Here is a 12,126-nt window from a genome sequence, read left to right as displayed (position 1 = left end):
ATACATATTATTTATATAATGAAAGAACGATAAAGCGAAACTTATCAGGGCGTTGGCGTCCGTTTAACCCCCACTTAGCTTCTTTGTTTTAACTCGAACCTTGAAGTGGGGGTTTTACGGACTCATGCACCGTGATAAACAAATAATATATCATGAAATCGGAGACTAATATGGCACTTGATCTACAAACACTTCTACTAGTTATTGGTATCATTAATTTTATGGGATTAACATTAATGATTGTTTTATGGAGAATTAACTCTACGGTAAAAGGGCCAGCTTTCTGGACTTTGTCGTCTGTTAGTTGGTTCGTGAGCTTTATTAGTATCTATTTTTTTAATGGAAGTTTAATAACGTTCTTAAACAACAGCTGTACATTAACCGGTGCAATTTTATTAATGGAAGGAATTATTAGATTTCGTGGCTTTGGTAATGATCGAAAAAGACAAAAACTACTAATAGCATTAATTCTGTTATCCATTATCATGTCGTTTATCAATCAAACAAACCCTACCGCAAGATATCTTTACCATGATTTTATCGTCGTAGTGGTTGCTGTGATTTCGATAGTGGCTATGCTTTATAAAACAAATAAAGTTCAATTTTGGGTGCATTTATACACAGCTATTTCAATCGCTTTGATCATCCCCATTTTTTCTTATAGATGGTATTTAGCATTTAGCGGTCAAATTGAGGAACAACTAATTGGACCGACACAACATACATTTCAAGTTTTGTTAGTTCTATCTACCATCCCTCTTTACATTGGATGGCCTTTAGGATTAGGACTTGCTTTATCCTATCAAATGAGACAAGAATTAAAATCCGCAATGGAAGCAAAATGGTTACAAGCACAAATACAACCACATTTTATCTTTAATACGTTAAACTCCATCAATGCACTAAGCATTGTAGACGTTGATAAAATGCGTCGATTGGTAGATGAATTTAGTGAATTTCTACGGAGCAAATTTGACTCTCACTCCTTTAATAGATGGATATCTCTTGATGAGGAAATTTCCATCGTAGAATCTTATCTTTATATAGAAAAGGTAAGATTTGGAAATAGATTAAAAGTGCTGTGGGATGTAGAAGTTGTAAAAGGTTTTTATTTACCAACGTTGACAATTCAACCAATTGTTGAAAACGCAGTAAAACATGGGATTATGAAACAAGCTTCTGGTGGAACAATTGAAATTAAAGCTTTTAAGAAAAAAGATTATGTGCGAGTCATCATTAAAGATAATGGAGTTGGCATGAGCGAAGATAGCGTTCGTTCGATTAAACAGATGGATTTAGTCAATTCTGTAGGAGTAGGGCTCAACAATACGAATAGAAGGCTAATTGAAGGTTTTGGATCAGGTTTGCAAATTAGGAGTAAGATGGAGGTAGGTACGGTGATTGCTTTTAATATGACGAAAAACGATTCGCAAGAAGAAAAACCGAACAATTACAGATGCTCCTCATAACGCCATGACAAACTGCACCTCGACAACGCAATAATCAGCTGAAACTTTTACTAGCAGTGGTTTACAATCTAAAACGCGAACTATGTAAACCAAAAAACTGTTAAATAAAGTGAGACTTCAATCAGCGGGAGTTTTACGGACTCATGCACTATGATAAAAAAGGCACTTTACTGTCGGCAAGTCTTTTCTTTATCATAGGACGATTGGTGAAGTCGCCTGGTTTCTGGGCCCTCCGCTCTAGACAAATACTCCATTCTTTACTTAAGCAAAAAAAGCTGCCGAGAATAATTTCTCAGGCAGCTTTCCTGTTCTTATACCGCTTCTTGTTGCTTGAGCTTTCTATCTTTCAGTAACAATGATACATATAGTAAAATCGCAATCACTATTGATACCGCAGCAATAACATAAATGTAGCTATATCCTAATGCAGATGCCACAAATCCAAAGCCAATCGCGCCAACACCAACACCTAAATCAAAGAAAGAAAAGAATGTTGCGTTCGCCATCCCTTTTCGGTTAGCTGGTGATTGGTTAATCGCCCAAGCTTGTAGCGCTGGTTGTACGGTACCGAAGCCTAATCCATATAAAGCTCCCGCTAAATATAGTACGAAAGAATTAGGTAGCCATGCCAACAATACCATTGCCGCTAAAATCAATAACGTACCTGGGATAAATACGACAATATGCCCTTTTCGATCATATAATTGACCAGCGAATGTTCTTGTCACCATTAAGAAAATGGCATATACGAAGAAATAGATTTGTATACCTGCCACACCCTCTTCTGCTGTATATAGCGGCAGAAAGGAAGCAATTCCACCAAAACAAAATGTAATGAAAAACAATAAAATCGATGGTCTAAGCGCACTTTTTTCCATTACATCAAAGCGTGGTGCTACTACTTTTTTCGCATTTGGGTCAACAGGTTTATACTTAATCACACTAGATAAAATAAATGCTACAATACCTAAAGATGCACAAAGTAAGAACAGTGCTGTAAATGAGATATAACCATATAATGTTAACCCTAGAGCCGGTCCGATAGCTAAAGCAAGATTACCGGAAAGACCGAAATATCCCATTCCTTCCCCACGTCTACTTTCAGGAATTAAATCTGTCGCAATCGTACCAGTAGCCGTTGTGGAAAATCCCCAACCTAACCCTTGTATACATCGCATAATAAATAAAATCACAATACTTGTAATAAATGCGTAAGAACCGATAGAAATAACAAAAATGGCTAGGCCGATCATATAAACAAATTGTCTACCTTTTGTTTCCAAAGCATGTCCAGCACTTGGTCGTAAAAGTAATGCACTAAATGTAAAAATACCAGTTATAATACCAATAAATTGATCACTACCGCCCAATTCTTGAACAAATAATGGAATCGTTGGTAGCGTCATTTGAAACCCTAGAAAAATAAAAAAATTTGCCATACAAATTAAGGCAAAATCCCTCGTCCAAATCCTCTCTTTTTTTGCTTGTATCTGTGCCAAAAGAAAATCTCCTTTATTTCGATATTCGAAATATTATTATAACCGATGACGATGGCAATTGGAACCCTTTTGCACTTCCAAATTGCTCTTATACTATTATGAATATTTTCTCTATTTTTTGTTGGTGGAGTCAGCCTGTCATGATGAGGCGTAAGTAGCGTGGAGAGCGATTTCCCTTCCTCATTTTGTAGATATGTCTGGTTATCTACATTTTCTCGCTCTATCTCACTCGCTTTTGTAAATAAATCTTTTTTTCTGCATTTTCTTGCTCTATCTCACTCGCTTTTGTAAATAAATCTTTTTTTCTGCATTTTCTCGTTCTATCTCACTCGCTTTTGTAAATAAATCTTTTTTTCTGCATTTTCTCGTTCTATCTCACTCGCTTTTGTAAATAAATCTTTTTTTCTACACTTTCTCGCTCTATCTCACTTGCTTTTGTAAATAAATCTTTTTTCTACACTTTCTCGCTTCATCACCTCCTCTTTTTGTAGATAAATTGCTTTTTTAAATGGTATAGGTTGTTGTTGTTTTGTGAAAAATGGGAAAGAAGTCATCATAAGAGAGGAATAGACATATATGTGGTTCATGATTGTTGGTGGTTTGTTGCTGTTTATTACTTTCACTTTATATTGTTGTCTTGTTGTTGCTGGGCGGGCTGATAAACAGTATGAAGAATATGTAAGAAGGAAGTAGTTACTTCCTTCTTACCATCGGAAAATTTCCCAGATATATTTGAGGATTTCACTTGCTCCTTGTTTTCTTGTTTCATGATTTTTCCACCAGTTACGGTCATACACATCGTCGCGGACTGGCACAGAGATGACTTCTATCCCTTCATCTTTTAATGTTTTTTGGAAAATCCATTTTGCGCGGGCAGAGTGAAACTTGCTCGTTACAACCATTAAACGTTGCACATGTAACTCTCTCAGCATTGGGATAGATAATTCCGCTTCTTCTCTTGTACTTGTCACACCTTTAAATGAATAAATCGCATCTTTCGGTACATCTAATGCACGTAAATGCTCTGTCATCATATCAGAAGAGTATGTTTTCCAGCCAACTGGTGCTCCTGTGACAATGATTTTATCACTATAGCCTTCATGGTAGAGTTTTGCTCCTTCTTCTTCTCGTTCACCAAGCCCGCCACTTAATACAATAATCGCATCTACCTTTTCTGGTGTATCCTGTGATACGATAAATCGATGCAAGTTAAAGAAAATAACGCTGCCCACTAATAAGAAAAATAAAGGTAATGATACAAGTAACCCTTTTTTCCAAGTCATTCTGCCACGCTCCGTTTCTACATGTAAACTGCTATTATAGCTTATCATGACTCTTTACCGAACTCTAGTGGCAGAATACTTTATTAATATCCTTTGTGATAATCTACTACATTAACAGATGGCTCCCCTTGTTTGAGATATTGTCTAATATTTGGAATGACGATATCTCGTACGACACGTTCATCATAATGCTCTGTCGAACCAGCAGTATGCGGGGTTATCATCACGTTTTCCATCTCCCATAGTGGACTTTCTTTCGGAAGTGGTTCCACTTGAAAAACATCTAAACCAGCACCGGCAATTTCCCCTTTTTCTAATGCCTGAACTAATGCCTCTTCATCAACAATTGGCCCTCTTCCAATATTAATTAATATCGCACTATCTTTCATCAATCGGAAAGCTTCATTATTAAACATTCCTTCTGTTGCTTCTGTTAAAGGAAGGGTTATGACTACATAATCACATTCCGGTAAAAATGTAGCTAATTGGTCAGGGGTATACATCTCGTCTACATAGGCAGTTTCCTTACCAGAATGACGAAGTCCTAATACGTTCATACTAAAAGCTTTGGCTATTTTAGCCGTTTCTTGACCTATTGCACCTACACCTAATATCCCAATCGTTTTGTTGTGTATTTCTAACTTCAAGTCCGCATGATGCCATTCTTTGTTCGCTTGTCCGCGGACATATGCATTCATTTTTCTCGTCAAACCTAACATAAATGCGAAGATTGTTTCCGAAATAGAATATGCGTGTACACCTGTTGCACTTGTCAAGGTGACATTCTTTTGCTCTAATGCTTCGAGCGGGAGACTATTAACACCTGCACTCCATGTTTGAATCCATTTCAGCTGTTTATTTTGCTCCAGTATGATTGGCTCAATGGCTTGTTTCCAATGAAGAATTATTTCTGCCTCTGCTAGCTCATCCGCTATTTTATCTGTATTTTTCGTCGCAATGACATGCCAACCAGGGATTTCCTGTTCAATTTCTTGCAAAAGTGTTTCATCTAAAGCTTTATTAATCACCATTGTTCTTGCCATGATAACGTCCCCCTCTTTAGAATTTGTATATAGTTAGTTTACCATTTTTTCTCTCATTAACCATTGTGAATGGTAAGAAAAAAGCCCATACTCTCTAATCGAGAATACGGACTCCTATTTAGACTAAATCACATGCTTCTACTGGCATCCAATGCTCATCCTGGTTATGCCATTTCACATTACAGCCTAATGGATTCGTTAATGGTGTGGAAATTTCCTGACCTGCTAAATGTTCTGTTAAGGCATTTTCTAAATCATTCACTGTCGCCTTCTCTGACTCGCGTGGGTTGTCAATGCCACGGCCTGTGTAAATTAATTCTCGTCCTTCATTGAGTACATAAAAATGCGGTGTACGTAATGCACCATATGCCTTCGCAACTTCTTGAGACTTATCGTGTAAGTAAATCCACGGGAATTGATGTTCTTTCATTTGTTCCACCATCGCATCAAAGGAATCATTTGGTTTTGTTTTTTCACTATTGGCGTTAATTCCGACGAATGTTACGCCTTTTTCCGCAAATTTCTCCGCTGTAGCTCTCGTTACCTCATTAGAACCCACAACAAAAGGGCAATGATTACATGTAAAAAATACGACTAACACTTTAGCATCAGCAAAATCGGATAAACGATATTCTTTTCCATCTGTAGCAGGAAGTTGAAAATCTGGTGCCTTTTCCCCTAATTCTAACGTAAACGCCATAAAAAAACTCCTCCTATTCGTATTATATACGAAAACGATATCATGAAAAATCTGCTAGTCTCAACCAAATTACTAGAATATTATAATTAAACACTATATAATATGGGTAATTAGGATTACAACTAGATAAAAAGAATTAGTTTCGCCTTACTTTAATTATTTCGATATGTTTTCGGTGTACAGCCAACTATTTTCTTAAACTGTACAGAGAAATAGCTCTGACTTTCAAATCCACAAAGTTGTGCGATTTCTACAAATAAATAATCAGTATGTCTAATGAAATGTTTTGCTTTTTTAATCCGTTCCTCCAAAATATAACGATGAATGTTTTTATTTGTTTCACGTTTAAATAAAGCTGAAATATAATTAGGATGACGTCCACAATGTACGGCTAAATCTGATAAACCAATCGGTTCTGATAAATTTTCTTGTATATAATGAATAATAAGCTGAGATGTTTTACTTAGTCCTTTTACTCTATTTTGCTTTATTTTTCGGATGAAAACTAAAAGAATTTTTGTCTCTACTTCAAAAATGATTTCTTTGTCTAGTGAAACAGAGTAATTCTCTACTTCTTTTATGATATTACTCATTAGATTGGTCATTTCGTTCGGATTACAACCTGCATCAATTGCAGCACGTGTCAAATGGGTAACAAACACAATGAGATTATTTTTATAGCTTCTATTCTTAGATGTTGCTAATGTTTGGACAAACTTTTCTCGCTCACTTTTAAACACATCTAGCGAGCGCATATCACCATTCGAAAATAAACGAAGGAAATCTGATTCTTTCTGAAAGCAATACTGGGTATTATCCAATTGTTCACCTTCTCTAGCATATTCATTGTTTGCTAGCAACAATTGTTGATTGAAAAGATCATTGGAATTCGACATTATAGCAGTCCCTTCTACTTGGTGTGAAAGATCTATGTCTCTATTAATCTTTTTTTATTTGTAAGACTTTCTGATAGTAATAATGATAGGATGAGATATAATGTGCTATGTCATCAAATTTCATACGGAATGAACGATTCTTAATATAAAATGTTCCATTAACTTTTTGTGGTTCTTCCATATACATGGCTAGCTCTGGGAAAAAATATCCATCTAATTGATGTTTGGCACGCTGATGAATCGTTGCAGTGAAATATTCAACTGGATATTCTTCTAACAAATATTCCTTTTGCAATCCTTTTATACGCTGAATAAGTTGCTCTGTCGACATTAATAGCTCTAAGTATATAGGATTCGAAGTTGCCTTCTTTAAGATATCAGCTAAATTCGTGCTCATTTGTTGCAAACAAAATGTAAAATAGTTATCTTCAGGTCTGTACTTTGTTATTTCATTAGCACAATAGCTTAACCAGTAATCTGGTTGTTCTGTCTTCTCTTCGATGAATCTATCAAAAGAGAGCAAAGCTCGATTCAGCCACTTATCCTTATGCTCTACCTCATACAATTTCAGTAGTGCATAAATGGTCATCTCATCATAGACAGCGTTTCGATAGGCTTGTTTTATGTTAAAATCTTTTACCTTTACAATATGGTGAAATAGACCATTATCTTGTTGCAAACTTAGGATACCATGCCCTAAAGATTCGGCCATAAATCGGAAAGATTGATCGTTAAATATATCTTCATACATAGTTATAGCTATAACAGTAATAGCTATTACACCTAACGCAGTTTCATAGCCTTTCTTCTTGTCCACAACATATGCTACCGTTCCGTATTCTGGATGCTTTCTATAAACGATCTTTTGATGAACCAAATAATTTAACGCTCGTTTTATTGCTTTTTCTAGCATTGGATTTTTTGTAATTGCATACGCTTTTATCATTGCATAGATCGTACTCGCATGAGTGAACAACCGATGTATATCATCTGACTGGTTGAAATCATAAGAAAATTCCCCAGTTAGCTTCACCTTATTCGCTAAGTGTATGGAAGCAGTATCTATCATTTGTTGGATAATAGCTTGATCGACTACCGACACTTTCCTTCTACCATTTGACAAACCACCTGAATGTAAAGGATAAACGTTTCGCTTATCACAAAAGACACCAACTGTATCAAAAATAATAATTTCTTTTATATCAGATTCTCTTAATCTTTCCTTATAATGTCGATATGTTTTTAGATAATCAAGCATCGTATCAATCGAAAATGATTGTTCTTCTAAAAAGACATTCGCACTTAATTCTTGTTCTAAGAATGCTAGATTGAATGACCTATCTAGTGAGATCCCTTTACGAAGGTGCCTCTTCTCCACTTGGTGATATGTTTGAAAGAAAGTATGTTTCGATTGTAGCTTCATATTAATGACTACATCAGCTTTAATCCATATCGGTCTCATTCTTTGTTGATTAATTATCTGCAAACATTTCTTTTCTGCGTCCAACCACGCAAGTTCCATAGATTCTGCTACACCAGTCGTAACAATTGCTCTCGTCTTCCCATCAGATACAGATAAAAAAATAACGTATTTCTTTTCATTTGGGAAAACATTACTATTACTCCTAGCAACATCATCCTTTCGAGAGTACAATCGTTCTTTTGCCTGACTAAGATGTGGAATAAATTTATCTAATGCCTTCAGTTGATTCCACCCTCTCTACTTGTTAAAGTGCCGTTTGGTAACATTATAGTATCTATGGACTATTTTATGTTGTTAAGTCGCAAATTGTCAAAATTTTCACTCAACAAAACGTGTTATTTGGAAAAATTGGTCAAAAGGTCACGTTGAAACATATTGTAATAGGCTATATATCCTGATAAATTATGTTCTACATCATCTATTCTTGTCCGAAAAGAATGATGGCGAATGAAGAATGCCCCACCTGTTCTATCAGGCTTCTTATAATACATAGCTAGTTCTGGATAAAAGTAACCATTGCGCTGATATTCTGCTCTTTGATGAATCGTTTTTACTAACTTCTCTTCATCAAAGTTTTCTAACAGATGGTCTACTCCTATTTCTTTCATCCTCTTAACCATACGATATGCTGCAAGTGTCAGCTCAAGAAATGTTGGAAATGTCGTAATTCGTTGATAAATGTAATCTAATCGACCTTCCACATTTTTTAAGCCAAATTCAAAGTAACGTTCTTCAGGTGAATAAATTGTTAACTCATTTGTACAATAACTTAACCAATGATCATGATGCTTCCAATAATCATTCGCTATAAAATGATCAAATGCTATTTTAACCATTTGTAAGTATTGCTCCTCTTTCGTTAACTTATATAGACGCATTAGCGCGAATGCTGCTTCGCCATCATAATAAATAATACGGTATTTATCTTTCAATTCTAATGATGGATAGTGAAGCACATGTACAAAAGAACCATCTTCATTTTGCATTCGTTTGATTCCATCTGCTAATTTACACGCAACATCCAAATAACGATCATCTTCAAACACTTCTGTGTACTTTGTAATAGCTAAAATAGAAGCAGCATTCCCACCAAGCTTAATTTCTTTACCTTCCTTTGTTTTTTCTGTTAAAAAGGCTTCCTCCTCTGTTTGTACAATAAAATTATTAATTAAAAATCGTAATGCACGGATAATCGCGAGTCTAAGCTCCTCTGAAGGGAAATATTCATACGTTTCACACATCGAATAGAGTGAACTAGCATGACGTAATGTATTGTAATGGTTGATCTCACGATTAAAGCAAGCGAAATATCCATATGTAAATATACCTGAGTCTTTTGTTAATCTAGCTAAATAATCGCTTCCCCCTCTAACTAATGATTCTAGCTCCTGTTTATCTAACGGAGTCATTCTTCTCCCATTATCACGTTCTCCTGTATGTAGTTCATAGCAAGTTTGGTCTTCAATAATATAGCCCTTTGTTGTAAAAGTATAAATAGAGTTTATTTTTGAAAAATCTATTGTCTTGTCTAATGGTCGATGCTTCCTAATATAAGATTGAAGATTACGTTCATCAATAAATCCTCGTTTACTTTTTGAATCGATTCGAATAATCGAATATCCATTTAATTCTTGTTCCAAAAAGGCATTCCGGAAATTATCTCCAAAACTCACACCGTAACGAAAATAGTATTTCCTTGTTTTCGTTAATTTCTCTGCGAATTCTTGTTGATCTTCTTTGATGATATCTTTCACCATATCAACTTTTAGTAAAGATAAATCCAGTGATTTTGTTTGGATATAATTTTTCCCTTTTTGATAAAGTGCATCCCACGCACAATCAAAAGAGTCTCCTGTTTCAACAAGGACTGTAGCACGCTCATTTTTATAAGCAATGGATAAAAACAGAATTGTTTCATCTGATTGTGTTGGTGTCTCTTTCTCTACAACGAATCGACGCAATTTATTCATTTGTGACTGATATCTTTCTGTGACACCAGCTAGTACTTTAACCATTGTTTAATTCCTCCTTCTCATAGATAAACAGAGTGATTTTTCTGTGATTAAACTTTTCCCATCATGTTGAGAATTAAAACCTATTTTGTTATTATTTTTTCAATTTTTTGTTTATTTTGTAAGTATCAAATAGATTTGTATATGTATAAACGGAAAATTGGAGCAAATGCATTGCCACATTTGCTCCAGAAATTTCCCTGTGTTCTTATGAATTTCGCTTACGACGACCAAAGGTTCTAGCAGCAACACCGGCTAACAGAGCTCCAAGTCCACCAGCCACATACGCCCAAGTATTAGTAGCTGTATCAGGTAATGTACTTCCACTATCATAATCACTTGATCCAGTTATATTCGTACCTGAACCATTGCCTCCAGTAGAAGAACCTGGTGTTGTAGAACTTCCTCCTGTATAAGAAGCATCGTCTTCTGAATCTGCGTCCGCATCTGCATCCGAATCAGAGTCCGCGTCTGCATCCGAATCAGAGTCTGCGTCTGCATCCGAATCAGAGTCTGCGTCTGCATCAGAATCAGAGTCTGCGTCTGCATCAGAATCAGAGTCTGAGTCTGCGTCTGCATCAGAATCAGAGTCTGCGTCTGCATCCGAATCAGAGTCTGCGTCTGCATCTGCATCAGAGTCTGCATCTGCATCAGAGTCCGCATCTGCATCAGAGTCTGCGTCTGCATCTGCATCAGAGTCTGCATCTGCATCAGAGTCTGCATCTGCATCAGAGTCCGCGTCTGCATCTGCATCAGAATCTGCGTCTGCATCTGCATCAGAATCTGCGTCTGCATCTGCATCTGCATCAGAATCTGCGTCTGCATCTGCATCTGCATCAGAATCTGCGTCCGCATCTGCATCTGCATCAGAATCTGCGTCCGCATCTGCATCAGAATCTGCGTCTGCATCTGCATCAGAATCTGCGTCTGCATCTGCATCAGAATCTGCGTCTGCATCAGAATCAGAGTCTGCGTCTGCATCAGAATCAGAGTCTGCGTCTGCATCAGCGTCCGCATCTCCTTCTTCTGGGTCTGTCGGCTCATCATCTAACGGAAGAACCGTAATAAATGTTGACTCACCTTGATTCCCATGCTCATTAATTTTATACAGCTCAACTTCTGTTCCAGCATGTAACATTTCTTCTAAATCAATCTGGAAGAATCCATGTGTGTCACTTTCTTCTGTTGGGATATCAGATTCTTCATCAACTGAATCATTTAAAGTTACTAATTCAGAGTTCATTGTTAGCATGGATGTATCTAATGCTGGTGAAGCAAGTGACATCATCATTGGAGCAATCGGATCATCATTTACATGATCCACATAAGTAGAACCAATGATTTCACCATCAACTACTGCATATACTGTTGTTCCACGTTCAGCGATTCCAGTAATAAACTCATCACCATGATAAATATTGTCAACATATGGTCTATCAGGGATTAGATCTATATCGGAATCTGAATCAGAATCTGCGTCTGCATCCGAATCGGAGTCTGCATCTGCATCAGAATCCGCGTCTGCATCTGCATCAGAATCTGCGTCCGCATCTGCATCAGAATCTGCGTCCGCATCTGCATCAGAATCTGCGTCCGAATCTGCATCAGAATCTGCGTCCGCATCTGCATCAGAATCTGCGTCCGCATCTGCATCAGAATCTGCGTCCGCATCTGCATCAGAATCTGCGTCCGCATCTGCATCAGAATCTGCGTCCGCATCTGCATCAGAATCTGCGTCCGC

The 12,126-nt window shown here is 36.7% G+C and carries 9 protein-coding genes; 1 reads left to right on the top strand and 8 read right to left on the bottom strand.

Annotation, left to right across the window (positions count from 1 at the left end):
* Positions 1–170: 170 nt before the first annotated feature.
* Positions 171–1,469 (top strand): sensor histidine kinase, encoded by a 1,299-nt coding sequence (locus SH601_RS05840; protein ID WP_319957333.1) that lies wholly within the window; start codon positions 171–173, stop codon positions 1,467–1,469.
* A 311-nt stretch (positions 1,470–1,780) separates the two neighbouring features.
* Here SH601_RS05840 and SH601_RS05835 read toward each other — a convergent pair whose 3' ends face one another.
* From SH601_RS05835 to SH601_RS05800, 8 genes are all read right to left on the bottom strand, one after another.
* A complete protein-coding gene (locus SH601_RS05835; RefSeq protein ID WP_319957697.1) occupies positions 1,781–2,908 on the bottom strand; it encodes an MFS transporter in 1,128 nt (375 codons plus the stop codon).
* Positions 2,909–3,672: 764 nt separating this feature from the next.
* The gene (locus SH601_RS05830) at positions 3,673–4,251 is read right to left on the bottom strand and encodes a YdcF family protein (protein ID WP_319957332.1); all 579 of its coding nucleotides are present in this window, start codon (positions 4,249–4,251) and stop codon (positions 3,673–3,675) included.
* A gap of 83 nt (positions 4,252–4,334) precedes the next feature.
* On the bottom strand, positions 4,335–5,297 hold the full coding sequence (locus SH601_RS05825; RefSeq protein WP_319957696.1) for a D-2-hydroxyacid dehydrogenase: 963 nt from the start codon (positions 5,295–5,297) through the stop codon (positions 4,335–4,337).
* A 115-nt stretch (positions 5,298–5,412) separates the two neighbouring features.
* Positions 5,413–5,994: a thioredoxin family protein gene (locus SH601_RS05820; RefSeq protein ID WP_319957331.1), complete on the bottom strand. Its 582-nt coding sequence runs from the start codon at positions 5,992–5,994 to the stop codon at positions 5,413–5,415.
* A 152-nt stretch (positions 5,995–6,146) separates the two neighbouring features.
* Positions 6,147–6,890, bottom strand: a complete 744-nt coding sequence (locus SH601_RS05815) for an AraC family transcriptional regulator (protein WP_319957330.1) — start codon at positions 6,888–6,890, stop codon at positions 6,147–6,149.
* Between the two features lie 43 nt (positions 6,891–6,933).
* Positions 6,934–8,544, bottom strand: coding sequence for a prenyltransferase/squalene oxidase repeat-containing protein (locus tag SH601_RS05810; protein WP_319957329.1), 1,611 nt, complete (start codon positions 8,542–8,544; stop codon positions 6,934–6,936).
* A 164-nt stretch (positions 8,545–8,708) separates the two neighbouring features.
* Positions 8,709–10,388 carry a hypothetical protein gene (locus SH601_RS05805; protein WP_319957328.1) on the bottom strand — a complete coding sequence of 560 codons (1,680 nt, stop codon included), beginning with the start codon at positions 10,386–10,388 and terminating at the stop codon, positions 8,709–8,711.
* Between the two features lie 205 nt (positions 10,389–10,593).
* On the bottom strand, positions 10,594–12,126 hold a 1,533-nt coding region (locus SH601_RS05800; protein ID WP_319957327.1), incomplete at its 5' end, for an LPXTG cell wall anchor domain-containing protein.

The organism is Gracilibacillus pellucidus (assembly GCF_033949965.1).
Taxonomy (GTDB): Bacteria; Bacillota; Bacilli; order Bacillales; family Amphibacillaceae; genus Gracilibacillus; species Gracilibacillus pellucidus.
This window is presented reverse-complemented; position numbering and strand designations above follow the sequence as displayed.